The organism is uncultured Flavobacterium sp. (genome assembly GCF_963975515.1).
Classification (GTDB): domain Bacteria; phylum Bacteroidota; class Bacteroidia; order Flavobacteriales; family Flavobacteriaceae; genus Flavobacterium.
In genome coordinates, this window is sequence record NZ_CAXBGY010000001.1 from 411,030 (window position 1) to 430,625 (window position 19,596).

Genomic DNA, 19,596 nt, shown 5'->3' on the forward strand with positions numbered 1-19,596 from the left:
TAATTAAACATTTAAACATTAAACAACTAATCAAATAAAAATAATATGGAACATTCAAACGACATCAGTAAATGTCCTTTTCATCAAACTGAGGATAATGTAAAACCAAAGACCACTAATGAATACTGGTGGCCTGAATCATTAAATTTAGATATTCTTCATCAACATGACACTAAAACTAATCCACTAGGAGACAACTTTAATTATGCTGAAGAATTTAAAAAATTAGATTTAGAGGCACTAAAAAAAGATTTAAAAAATTTAATGACAGATAGCCAAGATTGGTGGCCAGCAGATTGGGGTCATTATGGTGGATTAATGATTCGTTTGGCATGGCACTCTGCCGGAACATATAGAATTTCGGATGGTCGTGGTGGAAGTAATACAGGAAATCAAAGATTTGCCCCATTAAACAGTTGGCCTGACAATGGTAACTTAGATAAAGGAAGAAGACTATTATGGCCAATTAAGAAAAAATATGGTAACAAAATTTCTTGGGCAGATTTAATGATTTTAGCCGGAAATATGGCTTATGAATCTATGGGATTCAAAACATTTGGATTTGCAGGTGGTCGTGAAGATATTTGGCACCCAGAACTTGATGTTTATTGGGGTGCAGAAAAAGAATGGTTAGCTGAAACAAAAAATAGATATGAAAGTGATGAAAATAGAGAATCTTTAGACAATCCTTTAGCTGCAGTACAAATGGGATTAATTTATGTTAACCCAGAAGGTGTTGATGGTAAACCTGATCCTTTAAAAACTGCTATAGATGTTCGTACTACTTTTAAACGTATGGCAATGAATGATGAAGAAACTGTAGCTTTAACTGCTGGTGGTCATACGGTCGGAAAATGTCATGGTAATGGAGACGCTTCAAAACTAGGAAAAGAACCTGAAGCTGGAGAGTTTGAAAATCAAGGCTTTGGATGGATTAACCCTACAGGAAAAGGAAATGCTGCTGATACTGTAACTAGTGGGCTTGAAGGTGCTTGGACAACTAATCCAACGAAATGGGATAATGGCTATTTTCATCTTTTAATGAAATATGATTGGGAATTAAAGAAAAGTCCTGCTGGTGCAAATCAATGGGAACCAATAAACATAATAGAAGAAGACAAACCCTTAGACGCTTTTGACCCAACAAAAAGAAGAAATCCAATCATGACTGATGCTGATATGGCAATGAAAATGGATCCAATTTACAGAAAAATATCGGAGCGTTTTCACAATGATCAAGCATATTTTGAAGATGTATTCGCTAGAGCTTGGTTCAAATTAACACATCGAGATTTAGGACCAAAAGATCGCTATGTTGGTGCTGATGCTCCAAAGGAAGATTTAATTTGGCAAGATCCAATTCCTAAAGTGGATTATAATCTATCAGATGCTGAAATTGAAGAATTAAAATCAAAATTATTAAATAGCGGTTTAACTAGTGCTGAATTAATAAACACAGCTTGGGATAGTGCAAGAACTTTTAGAGGTTCTGATTTTAGAGGTGGTGCAAATGGTGCTAGAATAAGATTAGCTCCTCAAAATGATTGGACTGGAAATGAGCCAGTACGTTTGCAAAAAGTTTTAAATAAATTAACTGAAATTCAATCTCAATTAACTACAAAAGTTAGCTTAGCAGATTTAATTGTGTTAGGTGGAACAACTGCTGTAGAAAAAGCCGCTCATAATGCTGGTGTAAATATAAAAGTTCCATTTTTACAAGGTCGTGGTGATGCAACTCCAGAAATGACAGATGCTGAATCTTTCGCAGAATTAGAACCAACCAATGATGCTTTTAGAAACTTCATGAAAAAAGAATATGCTGTTAAACCAGAAGAATTAATGCTTGACAAAGCTCAATTATTAGGATTAACTGCTCCAGAAATGACTGTTTTACTTGGTGGAATGAGAGTTTTAGGAACAAATTATGGTGGAACAAAACATGGTGTTTTTACAGATAAAGTTGGAACACTTACAAACGATTTCTTTGTAAATCTAACAGACATGAATAATGTTTGGAAACCAATGGGACAAAACCTATACAACATCAATGATAGAAAAACAGGACAAACAAAATGGACTGCTACTCGCGTAGATTTAGTTTTTGGTTCTAATTCAATTTTAAGAGCTTATGCTGAAGTTTATGCACAAGATGATTCAAAAGAAAAATTCGTAAAAGACTTTGTAAAAGCATGGACAAAAGTTATGAATGCTGATCGATTTGATAAAAAGTAAGAAAGAAAACATTATTTTTAACAAAACCACCAAATTGGTGGTTTTGCTTTTTTACTTTAATTGTTAAGGCATGAATCGCGCTACTACATGATAATTTATTAGTAAGAAATGTATTCATAACTATTTTCTATATCTTAATAAAAAGAAAACATAACAGTATCTTTTTTTTAACCCTTGATTTTGTAATTTTGTAGTAGAAATTTAATAATTAATAAAAAAATAAACACAATGGCATTAGTAGGAAAAAAATTCCCAAACATTACAGTTGACGCAATATCTTCAATGGGAGATAATTTAAGAATTAACGTATTAGAAGAAGCAGTAAACAACAAAAAGAAAGTAGTTTTGTTTTGGTACCCAAAAGATTTTACTTTTGTTTGTCCAACAGAATTACACGCTTTTCAAGCGGCTTTAGGTGAATTTGAAAAAAGAAACACTATGGTAATTGGAGCTTCTTGTGATACAAATGAAGTTCACTTTGCATGGTTAAACACTGCGAAAGATAATGGTGGAATTGAAGGTGTAACTTACCCAATTTTAGCTGACACAACTCGTAATCTATCTGCAAATTTAGAAATTCTTGATGCAGAATGGGTTTATGATGAAGAATTAAACGAAGAAATTTTAGAAGGTTCGAACGTAACTTTCAGAGCAACTTATCTTATTGACGAAGAAGGAAAAATTTTCCACGAAAGTGTAAACGATATGCCATTAGGTAGAAATGTAAACGAATATTTACGTTTAATAGACGCATACACACACGTTCAAACAAAAGGGGAAGTTTGTCCTGCAAACTGGGAAGAAGGTAAAGAAGCAATGAATGCTGATAGATTAAGTACAGCTGCTTATTTAAGCCAAAACTAAATCAAAAAGCAATATCTATAACAAATTCAATGGCAATATTAAACATTATTAAAAGTTTAATATTGTCATTGCTATTGAAATTTAAAAATATGTTTACAGAAATAGAACAAGATAATTTAGCAGAAGTTGTTGCTTCAAATGACACAGTTGTAGTTCAATATTCAGCAACTTGGTGTGGAAATTGTCGTATTATGAAACCAAAATTTAAAATGTTGGCTTCTCAAAACGAAAGTATCCCATTCTTAATGGTTGATGCTGAAAAATTTCCTGAATCAAGAAAATTAGCAACAGTGGATAATTTACCAACTTTTGCAACTTTTAAAAACGGAAAATTAGTGAATCAAACACAAACTAATAAGTTAGAAGTTTTAACAGAATTAGTTAATGAAGTAATTTAAATTGATTATTGGATTGTTAGATGGCTCGATTGTTCGAAAAATCAAATAATCAATTAATCGAAAAATCGAAAAAAATGAAACTACCTGTAATAAAACAACTAACTCAGTTTATAGAAGATAACGATCAAGATTATTTAGTTGAAACTATTGAAGTATTAGAAAACCTAACAGAATTGTCTTCTCTAAAAGATGAAGAATTAGATGTTATTGGTGAACTAATTTCAAACATGTACGGTGCTCTTGAAGTTCATAAAATGATTAAAGATGGTAAAGACAAAAAAACAGCTCTAAATGATTTTATGAAGCGTGTTTTGGGTGCTATCGATAAATAATTTAAATGCATTAAATTTGAATCTTAATATTTTATTTGATTAAATTATGGAAATAGTCATTATCTCAATTATTGCTTTTTTAACTGCGATTTTAACTTTCTTTTCTGGATTTGGATTAGGTACAATATTAACTCCTGTATTCATGGTATTCTTTCCTGTTGAAGTTGCAATTGCTTTAACAGGAATTGTTCATTTTGGTAATAACATATTTAAACTATTTATTGTAGGGAAAAATTTTAATAAAGAAGTACTAATTAGGTTTGGTATTCCTGCTGTTATATTTGCATTTATAGGTGCATATTTATTATTACATATTCCAAATATGGAATCAATCTATTCCTATACATTATTTGGTAAAGATTTTAGAATTTTTCCATTAAAACTCATTATTGCCATATTAATGATGATTTTTGCGGTAATTGATTTAATTCCATATTTCAATAAGCTTCAGTTTGATAAAAACAAACTTCCTTTTGGTGGTGCTTTAAGTGGTTTTTTTGGTGGCCTTTCTGGAAGTCAAGGTGCATTAAGAAGTGCTTTTTTAATTAGAGCGGGTTTGTCTAAAGAAGCATTTATAGCTACAACTGTTATCATTTCTTCTTTTGTAGATTTTACTAGATTAGGTGTTTATTCTACTCGACTAGTCAATATAGATTTAAGTGCCAATTTACCATTAATAATTTCGGCAACAGTAGCTGCAATGTGTGGAGCTTTTATCGGAAACAAATTATTAAAAAAAGTCACTTTAAAGTTTTTACAGGTCACAGTTGCAATAATGTTAATTATACTTTCCATTGCTTTAGGTCTAGGGTTGATTTAAATTTACTTAAGACTTCAAAATAACAAACCAAATATAAAAGTTGTATTTTTACTTATAATACTTTTTTCTCAACCAAAAAGCCACATTTACCAATATAATTAAAGCTGGAACTTCAACCAAAGGTCCAACAACACCAGCAAAAGCTTGTCCGCTATTGATTCCGAAAACACCAATAGAAACAGCAATCGCTAATTCAAAATTATTTCCAGAAGCTGTGAACGATAAAGCTACAGCGTCACGATAATTTGCTCCTGTTTTCTTGGCTACAAAAAACATCAAGAAAAACATTATTGTAAAGAAAATCACTAATGGAATCGCTATTCGAATAACATCAAAAGGTAAATCAACAATCATTTCTCCTTTTAAACTAAACATTACGACAATCGTAAAAAGCAAAGCAATCAAAGTAATTGGCGAAACAAACGGAATAAATTTCTGATTAAACCATTTATCACCAACATATTTCTTAATAAAATAACGACTAGCAACAGCTAAAACAAACGGAATTCCTAAATAAATTCCAACCGTTTTTGCTATTTCAGCTACTGTAATGTCTAATTCTAAACCTTTTATTCCGAATAAAGGCAACATTACTTCCAAATAAAAATAAGCGTAAAAACTAAAGAATAACACTTGTAAAAGACTATTTATTCCAATTAAACCTGCTGTTAATTCACGGTTTCCTTCAGCTAATTCGTTCCAGACAATTACCATTGCAATACAAGGAGCAATTCCAATAATAATTAAGCCTGTCATATATTCAGGATAATCTTTTAAGAAAAAAGTCGCTAATAAAAACATTAAAAAAGGACCAACAATCCAAGTAATTATAAATGAAATTCCAAGTAATTTAGGCTTTTTAAACATTAAAGGTACTTTTGAAAAATCAATTTTAGTTAAAGGTGGATACATCATTAAAATTAATCCAATAGCCAAAGGAATATTTGTTGTTCCAGATGAAAATGAATTAATAAAACTAGCAGAATTCGGAATTAAATATCCAATTCCAACTCCAATTAACATCGCTAGGAAAATCCAAAGCGTTAAATATTTGTCAAGAAATCCAAGTCTTTTTTTCATTATTTTATTTAGTTATTTTTGAAAAAACATAAAACATTTCAGAAGCTATTTCTAAACTTCTTTCTGCATATTTTTCATTCATTAAATCGGTTCCATCAAACGCTTTTGGATCTTCATATCTTATTGGCAATCGAACTTCAGCACCAGCAATAAAAGGACAATTTTCATCTGCAGACGAACAAGTCATAATAGCTGCAAATTTTGATTCTGGATTAAAAAAATCATCAAAAGTCTTTGAAAAACAAATTATTGGATGTGAATTCACATTATATTTAACAGCATAAACTGGATTATTTTCTGAACTTTTTTTCTGAATTTGAAATCCTTGGTTAGTCAATGTTTCAGCTACTTTTGGAAACATAGCAGTAGCTTCCGTTCCACCAGAATAACAAAAAACATTTTGAATATTATAATGAAAAGCCATCGTTTGAGCCCAAATTTGAGACAAATGACTTCTACGTGAGTTGTGTGTACATATAAAGTTTAATCGAATTTCTTCTTTAGCATCAAGTTTGCCTTGAACAAAATCAATTAAAGATTGAAGGACTTCTTTTCGTTCATCAGAAATAGAAATTTCCTGAATTGATTTAATCGTTTCTTGTAATTTAGTATTCATTCTTACTTCTTTATAAAGTGACTAAAAATAAAGTTTTGTGTGGTTTCAAAAGGTGTTTCATGATCTTCAGTAAAACAGTTTTCCATTTCAAAAGTATCTTCAAAAAGATCTAATATTTTTTCTACAGAATATTGAGAAATATCCAAACCACTACATTTTAAAGGCCCTTCTGTAGAAAATGTTCCTAATACAAAACTTCCATTTGAAGTTAAAGCTTCTGAAACAATAGCTTTATATTTTAAAATATCAGATTCATCTGTCAAGAAATGAAACGAAGCTCTATCATGCCAAGCATCAAATTTTTCTGTAGGTTTAAAATCTAAAATATCTGAAACAATAAAAGCTACCTTATCAGCTTTAGCTCCTAGCCTATTTTTACTTCTTAGAATTGCATTTTCAGAAATATCTAACAAATATAAATTCGTAAAACCAAGCTCAATTAAACTATCAATTAAATAGCTATCACCACCACCAATATCTATGATTTTAGCATCTTTAGGTAATTTTAAAGCCTGAATTAATTGAATCGAAGTTTCTGGTTTTTTCTGAAACCAACTTACTTCTGTTTCAGTCTTTGTAGTAAAGACTTTTTCCCAATGTTCTTTATTCATATTTTCCATATTAGCAACAGCCTGAACCTGGTGCACAAGAATTACCTTGTGAACTTAATTCGTTCAATTTTAATTTTGGTTTTTCTGCTGGAATTCCACATTTGTCTTTGGCTAAACAATCGGTTAATTTTGAAATTAATAGAAAGTTTGTTCCGTCAAAATCCAAATCAAATTTACCAATAGTATCTTTCATTTGGTATTCAACTTCAATTTCTAAATCTGGAATTTGTAATTTTTCTTCAGATAATTCAATAATATGAACCAATTTTTCGGGATGTAATCTGTGGTCATAATCATTTGCTTCCCACAATTGGAAGTTTGCAACTTCTTCGTTTCTTACTGTTCCACCACAATCGATAAAATTTTTAGTGACTTTACCCACTTCTGTCACATGAAAATGGTTTGGAACCAATTCACCATTTGGCAATTTAAAAGCAATAGTTGTTAACTTTTTCAATTCCTTTTTTATTTCTGATAGTTTCATTTTATGCTGAATTTATTTTAGCATCTCGTCAATGCTGAAGATTAATATTATTTAAGATTTAACAACATTTATTTTTTAATTCTTTGGAAATTCCTCCAAAATAGTTTTCCATTTTTTCCATTATTTCAGGATTTAAGCAATAACAAATTGCTGTACCTTCTACTGTACCTTTAATGATTCCAACATTTTTTAATTCTTTTAAATGCTGAGAAACTGTTGGTTGTGCTAAAGGCAAAACGTCGACAATATCTCCACAAATACAAGAATCAACCGTTAATAAATATTGAATAATGGCAATTCTTGCAGGATGAGAAATGGCTTTAAACAACTTAGCCAATTCGTTTTGTTCGTCTGAAAAAAAATCTGATTTTGAAGCTCCCATGTTTAATGTATTATTATATTGCAATATTACGATATATTAATTAAACAGAATAATTATTTTTATGAATTTTTTAAAATAAATTTCACTTTCCCTATTCCAAATAAATTTCATACTTTTGTTATTTAAAACTTATATCAAAATGGCATCAATTACTTTAGGAGGAAATCCAATATTAACATCAGGTGAATTACCTGTTGTAGGCATTAAAGCACCGAATTTCAAATTAATTAAAGACGATTTATCAACAACAACTTTAGAAGATTTTAGAGGAAGTAAAGTAGTATTAAATATATTTCCAAGTATAGACACTGGAACATGTGCTGCTTCTGTTAGAGCATTTAATGAAGAAGCTAGTAAATTGAAAAACACAAAAGTATTATGTGTTTCCAGAGATTTACCGTTTGCTCAAAAACGTTTTTGTGGTGCAGAAGGTTTAGAGAATGTTATTAATTTATCAGATTTTAATACTGGAAGTTTTGGTAAGGACTTTGGTTTAGAAATTGTAAATGGTCCTTTAGCTGGATTGCATTCTAGAGTTGTAATAGTTCTAGACGAAAACGGAACTGTAGTTCATTCTCAACAAGTTAAAGAAATAGCTGACGAACCTAATTACGAATCTGCTTTAGCTTCATTATAATAGTTTATGAAATTCGAAAAAGACGAAACGCTTTTTACTGGAAGACTTAAAAGCATGGGATTTGCTTTTAAAGGTGCCGTAAAACTTATTACAACTGAACATAGTGTAATGGTTCAATGCTCTTTGGCCGTTTTGATGATAATTGCAGGCTTTTATTTTAATATTTCTCATGAAGAATGGTTAATTCAAACATTAGCTATAGGATTGGTATTAGGAATAGAAGGCTTAAACACTGCTGTTGAAAAAATTGCGGATTTTATTCATCCAGAATACCATGAAAGAATTGGTTTTATTAAAGATATTGCTGCTGGTGCTGTATTTTTTGCTGCCATGACAGCTATCGCTATTGGTTGCATTATTTATATTCCACATTTATCATAATTAATTTTTGAAATAAACCTTAATTGAAGGTAAATTTATATGGCAAAAAAGCAAACATCTGCACCAAAAAAAGAAACTAATGCTCCTAAAAACTATAGGCAACATAGGTTTATAATAGGTTGTATTTTAGTTTTAATTGCTGTTGCAATATTAATCTCGTTTATCTCTTATTATGTTACTGGTAATTATGACCAAAGTCAAATAGGCTCAATTATAGACCGAACTGAAAAAGCAGAAAACTGGTTAGGTAAAATAGGAGCATATCTTGCTGATTTCTTTATCTATAGAGGTTTTGGAGTTGCTTCAATCATTTTTGTAAAGTCAATTTTAATGATTGGAATCTATTTTATTTTAGATATTAGCATTTTCAAACTAAGGAAATCTTTGTTTTGGGATTTCTATTTAATTATTACTTTATCATTAATTTTTGGTTTTTTCTGGAATCAATTCCCAAACCTTTCAGGTGTTATTGGTTATGAAATAAATCAATTTATACAACATTATATAGGTAAAATTGGGACTATACTTTTGCTAATTTTAGTAACCCTATTATTTTTAGTTTTCAAAATGAAAATGTCTCCTGATAAAATTAAAGATAAAGTTGAAAAAATAAAAAATAAAATTCCAACTCCAATTTTTGAGAAAGAAGAACCTATTGAAACTAATGAAATAGATAATGTAATTCTTAATAAAGAAGGAAATGCATCTAAAGATTTTGAATTGACTGAAAATGATGAAGCCATTTCTAAAATTGAATTAAAACCGACTTCTGCTTTTGAAATTGACAAAGAAAGCTTAAAACCAACTATCGGCCATTCTTCTGAATTATCTCTTGAACCTAAAACAAAAGAAGAACCAAAAACAGAACAAAACTTTTCGATTGAAGAGAAAGGAAAAAAAGGTATTGAAACAAAAGACGATAGCTTTGTAATAGAAACTACAGAAGAAGAGGAAATTGTTGAAGGTGATTTGGCAGCAAAAATTGTTGAAAATTTTGGAGAATTTGATCCAACATTAGAATTATCAAACTACAAAATGCCAAGCGTTGATTTACTTAAAGAGTACACATCGGTTGGTATTACTATTAATCAAGAAGAATTAGAACAAAATAAAAATAAAATTCTTGAAACCTTAAAGAATTACGGAATCGGAATTTCTCAAATTAAAGCAACTGTTGGACCAACCGTAACTTTGTACGAAATTGTTCCAGAAGCTGGTGTGCGTATATCAAAAATTAAAAACTTAGAAGACGATATTGCACTTTCATTAGCTGCATTAGGGATCCGAATCATTGCTCCTATTCCTGGAAAAGGTACTATTGGTATTGAAGTACCAAACGCTAATCCTACTTTAGTTTCTATGAAAAGTGTTATTTCTTCTGCTAAATTCCAACAATCTGAAATGGAATTGCCTGTTGCGCTTGGTAAAACCATTTCAAATGAAACTTTTGTTTTTGATTTAGCAAAAATGCCTCACTTATTAATGGCTGGAGCAACTGGTCAAGGTAAATCTGTAGGTTTAAATGCTGTTTTAACTTCCCTTTTATACAAAAAACATCCTGCGGAAGTTAAGTTTGTTTTAGTAGATCCAAAGAAAGTGGAATTAACACTTTTTAATAAAATTGAAAGACATTACTTAGCTAAACTTCCTGACACTGAAGATGCAATCATTACTGATAATGCTAAAGTTATTAATACTTTAAATTCACTTTGTATTGAAATGGATAACCGTTACAACTTGCTAAAAGATGCAATGGTTAGAAATATTAAGGAATATAATGATAAGTTTAAACAAAGAAAATTAAATCCAGAACAAGGACATAGATTCTTACCTTATATAGTACTTGTAGTTGATGAGTTTGCTGATTTGATTATGACAGCCGGAAAAGAAGTAGAAACACCTATTGCTCGTTTAGCTCAATTAGCTCGTGCTATTGGAATTCATTTAATTATTGCGACACAAAGACCTTCTGTAAACGTTATTACAGGTATGATTAAAGCCAATTTCCCAGCTAGAATAGCATTTAGAGTAACTTCAAAAATCGATTCTAGAACCATTTTAGATTCTGGTGGAGCCGATCAATTAATTGGTCGTGGTGATTTACTTTTTACACAAGGAAATGAAATAGTACGTGTACAATGTGCCTTTGTTGATACTCCAGAAGTTGATAGAATTACAGAATACATTGGTTCACAAAAAGCATATCCGGAAGCTTATCAATTACCAGAATATATTGGTGAAGAAAGTGGCACAAAACTTGATATGAATATCTCAGAAAGAGATACACTCTTTAGAGATGCTGCCGAAGTTATTGTAACAGCTCAACAAGGGAGTGCTTCTTTAATACAAAGAAAACTAAAACTAGGATATAACAGAGCTGGTAGAATTATTGACCAATTAGAAGCTGCAGGAATTGTAGGCGGATTTGAAGGTAGTAAAGCTCGTTCTGTATTAATCCCTGATTTAACTTCTTTAGAACTATTTTTAAATAATGAACAAAACAACAATTAAAATGAAAACTTTAATAAAAGTCGTAGTATTATTTTTATTCACATTAAACATTCAGGGTCAAAACGCTACAAAAGCTAAACAACTATTAGACGATGTGGCTGCCAAAGCAAAAGGCTATACCAATATCGTTATTGATTTTAAATACTCCTTAAGTAATGCAAAAGAAAACATTAACCAAGATAGTAATGGAAATGTTTCTATAAGCGGAAACAAATATGTATTAAACTTTATGGGAATTACAAAAATGTATGATGGTAAAAAAACATACACAATAGTTCCAGAAGACGAAGAAATAACTATTTCTAGTGGTAAAGATGATGACAATGCAATAACACCCGATAAAATGTTGACATTCTTTCAATCAGGATATTCTTATGCTTGGGATATTTCACAAAATATTAAAGGAAGAAAAATTCAATATGTAAAATTAAAACCTACTAGTTCAAAAGAGAATGTAAAAGAGATTCTTTTAGGAATTGATACTTCTACAAATCATATCTATAATATGATACAGACTGATAAAAAAGGTACAAAAACTACTTTAACTGTTAATTCTTTTAAAACAAATCAGCCTTTATCAAAAAATCATTTTACCTTTACGGAATCAAAATATTCTGGCTATTATATCAATAGATTAGACTAAAAAAAGTTTCGTTGAAAATATTAGATAAATATATTTTAAAATCATTCTTAATTACGTTTACTACTGTATTCGTAATTTTGTTTTTTATATTCATTCTTCAAGGAGTGTGGCTTTTTATTGCCGAATTAGCTGGTAAGGATTTAGATTTTTTAATCATTATTAAGTTTTTGAGTTTTTATGCTCCAAATGTAATTCCGTTAGTGTTACCACTTTCTGTATTATTAGCTTCTATAATGACTTTTGGAAGTTTTTCTGAAAATTATGAATTTGCAGCTATGAAATCTTCAGGTATTTCGTTGCAAAGAGCCATGAAGTATTTAACTGGTTTCATTTTTTTATTAAGCCTTGTTGCCTTTGTTTTTTCTAATAATGTAATTCCACAAGCACAATATAAGTTTATTAATTTACGTCAAAATATAGTTCAACAGAAACCAGCCATGGCAATTGCTCAAGGTCAGTTTAATCAAATTGGAAATACAAACATCAAAGTCCAAGAAAAATCTGGAGATAAAGGACAGTTTTTAAAAGGTATAATTATTCACAAAAAATCTAGTAACGGAAATGGAGCTAGTACTATAATTAATGCTAAAAATGGTATTTTAACAAGTGATGATGGTGGTAATTTATTAAACCTTGAACTATTTGATGGTAATTATTATGAAGATATATTTCCTACTAAATATGAAGAACAACAAAAAATGCCTTTTGCAAAAAGTACATTTAAAAAATATATTCTAACTATTGATATTGGTAAATTAAACGCTTCAGATGTTAATGAAGAATCAATTTCAAACACTAATAATATGCTTAATATAAGTGAATTGAATATCACGATCGACTCTTTACAAAAAAGCTATAATGAAGACATTATTTCGTTTTCTGATAATATTACACAGCGAACTTCAAATGTTTTAAATTCAAGAAAAATCCAATACGTAGATAAAGATAGAATTACTGACAATTTATTGGGTTTATATAATTTGGTGGATCAAAAAAAAATTATTGAAATCGCAACAAACAATATTACCAGTATAGATTTTTCTATTGATAGTAGTAAAAATGATTTAGAGTTTAAAAAGAAAAATATTAACCAACATTGGACAGCAATTCATGAAAAATATATGTTAGCTTTTTCGTGTTTATTAATGTTTTTTATTGGTGCACCGCTTGGGGCAATTATTAGAAAAGGCGGACTAGGTTTACCTATGGTTTTTGCAATTCTAATTTTCATAACATTTCATTTCATCAATACTTTTGGTCGAAAATTAGCGCAAGAAGATAGCATAACTCCTTTTTTAGGCACCTGGATGTCATCAATTATTTTAACACCTTTTGCTATTTTGCTAACTTACAGAGCTACAAATGATATAGGAATAATGATAAATTTTGATTGGATAACAGATCCAATTAAAAAACTAATAAACAAGTTAAAAAAACAAAAAACAACTACAACTAATGTCACATAAAATACAATTAAACACAATAGAAGAAGCCATTGAAGATATTCGTCAAGGGAAAATAATTATTGTTGTTGATGATGAAGATAGAGAAAATGAAGGAGATTTTTTGGCTGCAGCCGAAAAAGTAACTCCCGAGATGATTAATTTTATGGCAACCCATGGTCGTGGACTTATTTGTACTCCTTTGACTGAAAGAAGATGTAAAGAATTAGATTTACACACAATGGTTACCAACAATACAGATCATATGGAAACAGCTTTTACAGTTTCCATCGATTTAAAAGGAAATGGTGTAACTACTGGAATTTCTGCAGCAGATAGAGCAAAAACAGTTTTAGCTTTAGTTGATGAAGATACGAAACCATTTGATTTGGCTCGTCCTGGACATATTTTTCCATTGATAGCAAAACAAGGTGGTGTTTTAAGAAGAACTGGTCACACAGAAGCTGCAATTGATTTTGCAAGATTAGCTGGCTTTACTCCTGCTGGTGTTATTGTGGAAATAATGAACGAAGACGGAACAATGGCTCGTTTACCACAATTAGCTGAAGTTGCCAAAAGATTTGATTTAAAATTAGTTTCAATAGAAGACTTAGTTGCCTATAGAATGCAACATGATAGCTTAATTCAAAAGAAAGAAGATTTTGAAATAGAAACTCGTTTTGGTAAATTTAGAATGAGAGCTTATCTTCAAACTACAAATAAACAAGTTCATATTGCCTTAACAAAAGGAAGTTGGAATATTGGTGATGAAGTTTTAACGCGTATTAATTCATCACAAATTAATAATGATATTTTAGGAACATTGACTTCAAATCCAGATGATAGATTAGAAGATATGTTTAAAAGAATAAATCAAGAAGAAAAAGGAGCTGTTATTTTTGTAAACCAAGAAAAACAATCTATTGAAATGCTGCATAGAATTACAGAATTAAAAGAACTACAAGAACAAGGAATTTATAAAGCTCCACAAGTAAAAATGGATGCAAAAGACTTTGGAATTGGAGCACAAATTCTACATGATTTAGATATTTCAAAAATAAAATTACTTTCAAATTCTGAACAAACAAAACGTGTTGGAATGATTGGATATGGTTTAGAAATAACAGATTACATTAAATACTAATCAAAAAACCATAATTTAATTGCTAAGGCTGTAACAGTAATTACTAATAACATCTTAATTACTTTTTCATCTTTTTTAACAGACCATCTGCTGCCGAACCAAGCACCAGATACGTTTCCAATGGACAAAACTGCAGCCAAACCATAATCTATTTTGTCATTAAAAGCAAAAACTATTGTTGCTCCTATTGTATAAATAAAAACCACAAAAACTTTTGTAGCATTTGATCTTAATAAATTCATTCCGTTAATATAAGGAAGCGCTATAAGCATTAAAAAACCAATACCCGCATTAATTAATCCACCATAAATACCAAGGAAAAAGAAAACTATTAATGAGATAACTAAAGGTTTTCCAGTTAATTTTTCAGTTGTATTAATTAAATTTTTATTGGGATTAAAAACTGTCAAAAATAAAACCATTATCATTACAACGGCAAGCATTCTATTAAAAGCTTTTCCATCAAAGTCTAATGCTAAATAAGCACCAATAATTGATCCTAATAATGCAGCAATTCCAACATATAAACTAAACGGATATGTTGATACTCCTTTACTTTTAAAACCTCTAACAGCTGTAAAAGTTTGCAATAATATAGCAACTCTATTTGTTCCTTGAGCTAAAGGAGCTGGTAAACCCATAAAAATAAGGATTGGTAGCGTTAATAAAGTTCCACCTCCAGCGACAGTGTTTAAAAATCCTGCCAAAAATCCTAAAGCTACTAATAATAAATAAGTCCAACTTTCTTGCATAGTTTTTCAAATAAAAAAACCTCCAAGTTGACTTGAAGGTTTGTTTTTTAAATGCATTGTTTTAAACAACGCTATTGCTTTTTTATATCTTCATCTTAATTTTAAGAGTGCAAATATAAAACTTATTGATCAAAGTTTAACACATTAATTTTATCAAATAAAAACCCTATTTTATCTAATGCAACTGTTTTGATTACTTTATCCAAGTGACGATATCTTCAATGTTCCTTCTTGATTTTGCATGAGCTGGTTCTTCCTTTCTGTATCCAAATGCAACCATGTAAGCCAAACCATATTTATTAGTATCTATTCCGAATTTTTCTTGTAATAAAGCTTCAGCTTTTTCTTGGTGAAAACCTTCTATTGGACAAGAATCAATTCCGATTAAAGATGCAGAAGTCATCATATTTCCTAATGCAATATAAGTTTGTTTTGAAGCCCAATCAAATAGTTTTTTATCCGTATCTAAATCGAAATCACGTTCTTGAAATTCTCTATAAAATTTAGAGTACATTTCAATTACTTCTTCAGGCAATTTTTTAACGTCTTTCATCATGTGCATAATATATTCAGTATCATGCTTTACCATTGGTGCTTTCATCGCTAATCCTAAAACAAAATGACTTGCTGTATCTAATTTTAAAGGTGCTCCCCAAGCCACTGGTTTTAGTAATTCTCTTAATTCTTTGTTTTGAACCACTACAAAATGCCATGGTTCAAATCCAAATGAACTCGGTGACAAATGGGCTGTTTCTAAAATAAAATTCATGTTTTCTTCTGAAACAGATTTTGTAGCATCAAATTCTTTTGTTGCATGTCTTGATTGAAATGCTTTTATTATGTCTTGTTTTGAAATGTTTGTTGAATTCATTTTTTATTATTTACTTTTTATTACAGTACAAAACTAACTCAAGATTTAAAGTTATTTTGGTAATAAAAAAGGATAATAATGTAATTTTAAAGGTTTTTAAGAAATAATACGTGCCAATATAGTTTATTATCCCTAAATTTGTTAAAAATAAGTGTAAAATGCAAGTAATTGAAGCTTACAAACCTTTTGAAATACAAGAAATAGAATTATCCGAATGGAAACAACGTCCGGTTAAAAATAATTTTTTCGAATTGGTTTTAATAAAAGAAGGCGAAGGAACTCAATGTATCAACTATAATGAAACCTCATTTGGTAAAGGAAGTATTTTTTTATTACCTCCATTAAAATGTCACTCTTTCAACTTAAGCAAACCTACACAATTTGTCTTTTTAAAATTTACAGATACTATTTTTAAAGCCACGAACAGAATGGCTATTGATCGAAATGAATGGTTTAAGGAATCAGCTTATATTCTTTCTAACTACAATCAATTACCTGGTGACATCATTAAAAATGACATGGACAGACAACATTTAGACAAGCTAATTGCTATAATTTTACAAGAATCCAGAAATCATAGTTCGGAAAGTATTACATTAATTATGAGCTTAATGGCAAGCATTTTGGAAATTCTAATCCGAAATATTAAAAAAGGAATTTTTTCTGAAGTTCCTCAAAATAATTCAGATGAACGCATCACAAAAATGTTAACCTACATTAGCGAAAATATTGACAAACCAGAATTATTAAAAATAGATAGTTTAGCTAATGCTTTTTCAATGTCACCAACTTATGTAAGCGAGTTTTTTAAAAAACAAGTCAATATGCCTTTGCGTGAATATATCATTAAAGCTAAATTAAAATTAGTCGAAATTAGACTTTTAAATTCCGATTTTACCTTAACGGAAATCGCTGATGATTTAGGTTTTACTGATGTAAGTCATTTATCAAAAACATTTAAACGCTATGTAGGGATTTCTATACGCGAATTTAAGAATAATAGAGAATATCACTTGTTAAAAAGATCTGCTTGCACTGTAAATTCTTAATGGTTTTTAAAATTAAGTAAAAAAATGGAACACAAATATTCAATTGCTTTTATTCCAGATGCGATTATAATTGAAGAAGTAAAGAAAATGAAACTTCAATTAGCATATGAAATTGGTTGGTACAATAGTAAAAACTCTTTAGCACATATTACTATTTGTGAATTTACTTCAACTGAAATTGAAATAACAAAAAAACAAGTAGACCGAATAACAGCAAGCTTCTCCCCTTTTGATGTTGAATTAGTAGATTTTGATAGTTATTCAAATGGAGCTTTCTTTATAAAACCCTCAGAAAAATCAAAAGAAGATTTAAAAAAGATAATGAAAAATTTAACAGCTTCACTAACCATCAAAAAAATGTACAAAAGCTCTGAACCTCATTTATCAATTGCTAGAAAACTAGATGATACAAAGCTTAAAATTGCTTCTGATTTATTTCAAAAAATAGAATTATTTTTTTTTTGTGACAGGGTTTTCTTGAGAAAATTCAACCCAGAACTAAAACAATTTGACGTTATAGATTCATTTCTTTTTAAAGGTGAAAAATCAACTCATATTATTCAAGGCAGTCTATTTTAAAGTACAACCATCTCACTATTCATTAATAGTTGTAAAAAAGGGATTCTTTTATTATATTGTCTCAATTAAATTTTAATCAAAAAATATGGATATCAATAAAATTTCTACCTTAATTACTGAAAAATTAACCGATTGGGTTGAAGCTTTAATTAAGTTATTACCGAATATAGTTATGGCTGCTATTGTAATGGTAATTGGTTTTTACATTGCAAAATTTGTTCGAAAAATTTCCAAAAAGCTCATTTCTAACATTTCCAACAACGTAACACTTAACAATTTATTTAGTTCTGTAATTTATTTTATATTTATTGGCATTGTCATTTTTACAGTCTTAAGTATTCTTAACCTAGACAAAGCCGTTACTTCAATTTTAGCTGGTGCAGGTATTTTAGGATTGGCTTTAGCATTTGCTTTTCAAGATATTGCTGCTAATTTTATGTCTGGAATCTTCATTTCATTCAGAAAACCTTTAAAATTCGGTGATATCGTTCAAATTGGTGACTACATGGGGAAAATAAAAGAGATCAATTTGCGTGATACCGTAATGGAAACTTTTCAGGGACAAACCGTTATTATTCCTAATAAAGAAGTCTTTCAAAACCCTATTGAAAACTATACAATCTTACAAAAAAGGCGTTTTGATTTAAGTGTTGGTGTATCTTATGGTGATGATTTGGAAAAAGTAAAACAAATTACTTTAGATGCTGTTAGCGATATTAAAGAACTTTCAAAAACAGATGCAGTTAATGTTTATTTCGTTGAATTTGGTGATAGTTCGGTAAATTTATCTGTGAGAATGTGGATTGATACTCCTGAACAATCAGTTTACAACAAAGTAGGAAGCGAAGCCATCATGAAAATTAAGAAAGCTTATGATGCTAATGACATTATGATTCCGTTCCCAATTCGCACATTAGACTTTGGAATTAAAGGTGGTACAACTTTGAATGAAATGCCAGTTCAGATTTCAGGTAAGAATGAATAAATTAGTCCTACAATTGTTTCATTAAAAACCTTAACAACAATCAAAAGAACCTTATAACTTTTGCAGTTCCAGATAAAGCTAAACGAAGAAACAAAACAGAATCCGTTCTCAGTCCAATGGGACTAGCTATAATGGGCACTAAAGTTGGAGATAAAGTAAAATGGAAATTTGATGGAAAAGAAATAGAAATTATGAATGTAGAATGACTTACAAAATACTTTCATCAAAAAAGTCAGTATCTCTAATTTTGAGATACTGACTTTTTGTTTTTATTTACTAGCAAATAAATTTTAAAGATCGAGTCTAATATAGTAATTCTTAAAATCTATTTTACTTGAGATAACGGAGCACCAACTGGAATTTCACAACGATGACCTGGTTGACCATGTGCTGGATTCATTCCGGTAGCAGTTGTATTTGACATTGGACTTGCAGCTGCATTAGCTGGAACAACTATTGGTTGAGTATTATTTGATGCATTATTACTTGGAGCAGTTGGTGTTGAGTTTAAAGGTGCACCAACAGCTATTTCACAACGATGACCTGGTTGACCATGTGCCGGGTTTAATCCGTTCATAGTAGTTGTAGGTTGATTTGTTATTGATGGAACTGCATTTACTGTCGCTTCATCAGTATTATTTTGTACAGATGATGCCTCTGAAGTAACAGGAATATCATCAGTAGTAATTGGTTCTGCTGTTTCTTCTTTTTTGCAAGAAATAGTTAATAAGGAAATCAGTAACGCTGAAGTAAGAATTTTTTTCATTTTATTTTTTTTAAGAT

The 19,596-nt window shown here is 29.8% G+C and carries 23 protein-coding genes; 15 read left to right on the plus strand and 8 right to left on the minus strand.

Translation table 11 applies throughout. The features are described from left to right. Positions 1-45 precede the first annotated feature (45 nt). From katG to AAC008_RS01960, 5 genes are all read left to right on the plus strand, one after another. The gene (gene katG, locus AAC008_RS01940) at positions 46-2,232 is read left to right on the plus strand and encodes a catalase/peroxidase HPI (RefSeq protein WP_339887086.1); all 2,187 of its coding nucleotides are present in this window, start codon (positions 46-48) and stop codon (positions 2,230-2,232) included. A gap of 228 nt (positions 2,233-2,460) precedes the next feature. Next, entirely contained in the window at positions 2,461-3,096 is a 636-nt protein-coding gene (locus AAC008_RS01945) for a peroxiredoxin (protein ID WP_339887087.1), read from the plus strand. Between the two features lie 89 nt (positions 3,097-3,185). Then, positions 3,186-3,494: a thioredoxin family protein gene (locus tag AAC008_RS01950; RefSeq protein WP_339887088.1), complete on the plus strand. Its 309-nt coding sequence runs from the start codon at positions 3,186-3,188 to the stop codon at positions 3,492-3,494. A gap of 74 nt (positions 3,495-3,568) precedes the next feature. Then, positions 3,569-3,826, plus strand: a complete 258-nt coding sequence (locus AAC008_RS01955; protein ID WP_339887089.1) for a hypothetical protein — start codon at positions 3,569-3,571, stop codon at positions 3,824-3,826. Between the two features lie 46 nt (positions 3,827-3,872). Beyond that, entirely contained in the window at positions 3,873-4,646 is a 774-nt protein-coding gene (locus AAC008_RS01960) for a sulfite exporter TauE/SafE family protein (RefSeq protein ID WP_339887090.1), read from the plus strand. 48 nt (positions 4,647-4,694) lie between these two features. On the opposite strand, the gene arsB is transcribed toward AAC008_RS01960, so the two are convergent. From arsB to AAC008_RS01985, 5 genes are read right to left on the minus strand one after another with little or no spacing between them, the layout of a single operon-like run. Then, the gene (gene arsB, locus AAC008_RS01965) at positions 4,695-5,726 is read right to left on the minus strand and encodes an ACR3 family arsenite efflux transporter (RefSeq protein WP_339887091.1); all 1,032 of its coding nucleotides are present in this window, start codon (positions 5,724-5,726) and stop codon (positions 4,695-4,697) included. A 4-nt stretch (positions 5,727-5,730) separates the two neighbouring features. Next, complete coding sequence (locus AAC008_RS01970; RefSeq protein WP_339887093.1) at positions 5,731-6,342, minus strand: protein-tyrosine-phosphatase; 612 nt, start codon at positions 6,340-6,342, stop codon at positions 5,731-5,733. Positions 6,343-6,344: 2 nt separating this feature from the next. Then, positions 6,345-6,953: a class I SAM-dependent methyltransferase gene (locus AAC008_RS01975; RefSeq protein WP_339887094.1), complete on the minus strand. Its 609-nt coding sequence runs from the start codon at positions 6,951-6,953 to the stop codon at positions 6,345-6,347. A 10-nt stretch (positions 6,954-6,963) separates the two neighbouring features. Next, positions 6,964-7,437, minus strand: a complete 474-nt coding sequence (locus AAC008_RS01980; protein WP_339887095.1) for a DUF6428 family protein — start codon at positions 7,435-7,437, stop codon at positions 6,964-6,966. A 58-nt stretch (positions 7,438-7,495) separates the two neighbouring features. Further along, positions 7,496-7,819, minus strand: a complete 324-nt coding sequence (locus AAC008_RS01985) for a metalloregulator ArsR/SmtB family transcription factor (RefSeq protein WP_339887097.1) — start codon at positions 7,817-7,819, stop codon at positions 7,496-7,498. A 139-nt stretch (positions 7,820-7,958) separates the two neighbouring features. Between AAC008_RS01985 and tpx the strand changes: the two genes are divergently transcribed. Genes tpx through ribB form a run of 6 tightly spaced genes read left to right on the plus strand, consistent with a single transcriptional unit; the run spans position 7,959 to position 14,577 of the window. Next, on the plus strand, positions 7,959-8,456 hold the full coding sequence (gene tpx, locus AAC008_RS01990; protein WP_339887098.1) for a thiol peroxidase: 498 nt from the start codon (positions 7,959-7,961) through the stop codon (positions 8,454-8,456). A gap of 6 nt (positions 8,457-8,462) precedes the next feature. Continuing rightward, the gene (locus AAC008_RS01995; RefSeq protein ID WP_339887099.1) at positions 8,463-8,837 is read left to right on the plus strand and encodes a diacylglycerol kinase family protein; all 375 of its coding nucleotides are present in this window, start codon (positions 8,463-8,465) and stop codon (positions 8,835-8,837) included. A gap of 39 nt (positions 8,838-8,876) precedes the next feature. Then, positions 8,877-11,348 carry a DNA translocase FtsK gene (locus AAC008_RS02000; RefSeq protein WP_339887100.1) on the plus strand — a complete coding sequence of 824 codons (2,472 nt, stop codon included), beginning with the start codon at positions 8,877-8,879 and terminating at the stop codon, positions 11,346-11,348. Between the two features lies 1 nt (position 11,349). Beyond that, positions 11,350-11,991 carry an outer membrane lipoprotein carrier protein LolA gene (locus AAC008_RS02005; RefSeq protein ID WP_339887101.1) on the plus strand — a complete coding sequence of 214 codons (642 nt, stop codon included), beginning with the start codon at positions 11,350-11,352 and terminating at the stop codon, positions 11,989-11,991. 11 nt (positions 11,992-12,002) lie between these two features. Beyond that, positions 12,003-13,457 (plus strand): LptF/LptG family permease, encoded by a 1,455-nt coding sequence (locus AAC008_RS02010; protein ID WP_339887102.1) that lies wholly within the window; start codon positions 12,003-12,005, stop codon positions 13,455-13,457. Next, positions 13,447-14,577, plus strand: coding sequence for a 3,4-dihydroxy-2-butanone-4-phosphate synthase (ribB, locus tag AAC008_RS02015; protein ID WP_339887104.1), 1,131 nt, complete (start codon positions 13,447-13,449; stop codon positions 14,575-14,577). The genes AAC008_RS02010 and ribB overlap by 11 nt, the downstream gene beginning before the upstream one ends. Here ribB and AAC008_RS02020 read toward each other — a convergent pair. Then, positions 14,574-15,329 carry a sulfite exporter TauE/SafE family protein gene (locus AAC008_RS02020; RefSeq protein ID WP_339887106.1) on the minus strand — a complete coding sequence of 252 codons (756 nt, stop codon included), beginning with the start codon at positions 15,327-15,329 and terminating at the stop codon, positions 14,574-14,576. The two genes, ribB and AAC008_RS02020, sit on opposite strands and share 4 nt — an antisense overlap. Before the next feature lie 193 nt (positions 15,330-15,522). Next, on the minus strand, positions 15,523-16,200 hold the full coding sequence (locus AAC008_RS02025) for an NAD(P)H-dependent oxidoreductase (RefSeq protein ID WP_339887107.1): 678 nt from the start codon (positions 16,198-16,200) through the stop codon (positions 15,523-15,525). Between the two features lie 158 nt (positions 16,201-16,358). Between AAC008_RS02025 and AAC008_RS02030 the strand changes: the two genes are divergently transcribed. From AAC008_RS02030 to AAC008_RS02045, 4 genes are all read left to right on the plus strand, one after another. Beyond that, the gene (locus AAC008_RS02030) at positions 16,359-17,249 is read left to right on the plus strand and encodes an AraC family transcriptional regulator (RefSeq protein ID WP_339887109.1); all 891 of its coding nucleotides are present in this window, start codon (positions 16,359-16,361) and stop codon (positions 17,247-17,249) included. A 24-nt stretch (positions 17,250-17,273) separates the two neighbouring features. Beyond that, complete coding sequence (locus tag AAC008_RS02035) at positions 17,274-17,828, plus strand: 2'-5' RNA ligase family protein (protein WP_339887110.1); 555 nt, start codon at positions 17,274-17,276, stop codon at positions 17,826-17,828. Between the two features lie 85 nt (positions 17,829-17,913). Next, entirely contained in the window at positions 17,914-18,813 is a 900-nt protein-coding gene (locus AAC008_RS02040) for a mechanosensitive ion channel (RefSeq protein WP_339887111.1), read from the plus strand. Positions 18,814-18,833: 20 nt separating this feature from the next. Next, a complete protein-coding gene (locus tag AAC008_RS02045; RefSeq protein WP_339887202.1) occupies positions 18,834-19,019 on the plus strand; it encodes a GreA/GreB family elongation factor in 186 nt (61 codons plus the stop codon). Between the two features lie 119 nt (positions 19,020-19,138). Here AAC008_RS02045 and AAC008_RS02050 read toward each other — a convergent pair whose 3' ends face one another. Beyond that, positions 19,139-19,579, minus strand: coding sequence for a hypothetical protein (locus AAC008_RS02050; RefSeq protein WP_339887112.1), 441 nt, complete (start codon positions 19,577-19,579; stop codon positions 19,139-19,141). Between the last annotated feature and the right edge of the window lie 17 nt (positions 19,580-19,596).

Excerpts from the sequence above, each read along its gene's own strand:
- katG (WP_339887086.1), top strand. The coding sequence starts at position 46 with ATGGAACATTCAAACGACATCAGTAAATGTCCTTTTCATCAAACTGAG.
- AAC008_RS01945 (WP_339887087.1), top strand. The coding sequence starts at position 2,461 with ATGGCATTAGTAGGAAAAAAATTCCCAAACATTACAGTTGACGCAATA.
- AAC008_RS01950 (WP_339887088.1), top strand. The coding sequence starts at position 3,186 with ATGTTTACAGAAATAGAACAAGATAATTTAGCAGAAGTTGTTGCTTCA.
- AAC008_RS01955 (WP_339887089.1), top strand. The coding sequence starts at position 3,569 with ATGAAACTACCTGTAATAAAACAACTAACTCAGTTTATAGAAGATAAC.
- AAC008_RS01960 (WP_339887090.1), top strand. The coding sequence starts at position 3,873 with ATGGAAATAGTCATTATCTCAATTATTGCTTTTTTAACTGCGATTTTA.
- arsB (WP_339887091.1), bottom strand. The coding sequence starts at position 5,726 with ATGAAAAAAAGACTTGGATTTCTTGACAAATATTTAACGCTTTGGATT.
- AAC008_RS01970 (WP_339887093.1), bottom strand. The coding sequence starts at position 6,342 with ATGAATACTAAATTACAAGAAACGATTAAATCAATTCAGGAAATTTCT.
- AAC008_RS01975 (WP_339887094.1), bottom strand. The coding sequence starts at position 6,953 with ATGAATAAAGAACATTGGGAAAAAGTCTTTACTACAAAGACTGAAACA.
- AAC008_RS01980 (WP_339887095.1), bottom strand. The coding sequence starts at position 7,437 with ATGAAACTATCAGAAATAAAAAAGGAATTGAAAAAGTTAACAACTATT.
- AAC008_RS01985 (WP_339887097.1), bottom strand. The coding sequence starts at position 7,819 with ATGGGAGCTTCAAAATCAGATTTTTTTTCAGACGAACAAAACGAATTG.
- tpx (WP_339887098.1), top strand. The coding sequence starts at position 7,959 with ATGGCATCAATTACTTTAGGAGGAAATCCAATATTAACATCAGGTGAA.
- AAC008_RS01995 (WP_339887099.1), top strand. The coding sequence starts at position 8,463 with ATGAAATTCGAAAAAGACGAAACGCTTTTTACTGGAAGACTTAAAAGC.
- AAC008_RS02000 (WP_339887100.1), top strand. The coding sequence starts at position 8,877 with ATGGCAAAAAAGCAAACATCTGCACCAAAAAAAGAAACTAATGCTCCT.
- AAC008_RS02005 (WP_339887101.1), top strand. The coding sequence starts at position 11,350 with ATGAAAACTTTAATAAAAGTCGTAGTATTATTTTTATTCACATTAAAC.
- ribB (WP_339887104.1), top strand. The coding sequence starts at position 13,447 with ATGTCACATAAAATACAATTAAACACAATAGAAGAAGCCATTGAAGAT.
- AAC008_RS02020 (WP_339887106.1), bottom strand. The coding sequence starts at position 15,329 with ATGCAAGAAAGTTGGACTTATTTATTATTAGTAGCTTTAGGATTTTTG.
- AAC008_RS02025 (WP_339887107.1), bottom strand. The coding sequence starts at position 16,200 with ATGAATTCAACAAACATTTCAAAACAAGACATAATAAAAGCATTTCAA.
- AAC008_RS02030 (WP_339887109.1), top strand. The coding sequence starts at position 16,359 with ATGCAAGTAATTGAAGCTTACAAACCTTTTGAAATACAAGAAATAGAA.
- AAC008_RS02035 (WP_339887110.1), top strand. The coding sequence starts at position 17,274 with ATGGAACACAAATATTCAATTGCTTTTATTCCAGATGCGATTATAATT.
- AAC008_RS02040 (WP_339887111.1), top strand. The coding sequence starts at position 17,914 with ATGGATATCAATAAAATTTCTACCTTAATTACTGAAAAATTAACCGAT.
- AAC008_RS02050 (WP_339887112.1), bottom strand. The coding sequence starts at position 19,579 with ATGAAAAAAATTCTTACTTCAGCGTTACTGATTTCCTTATTAACTATT.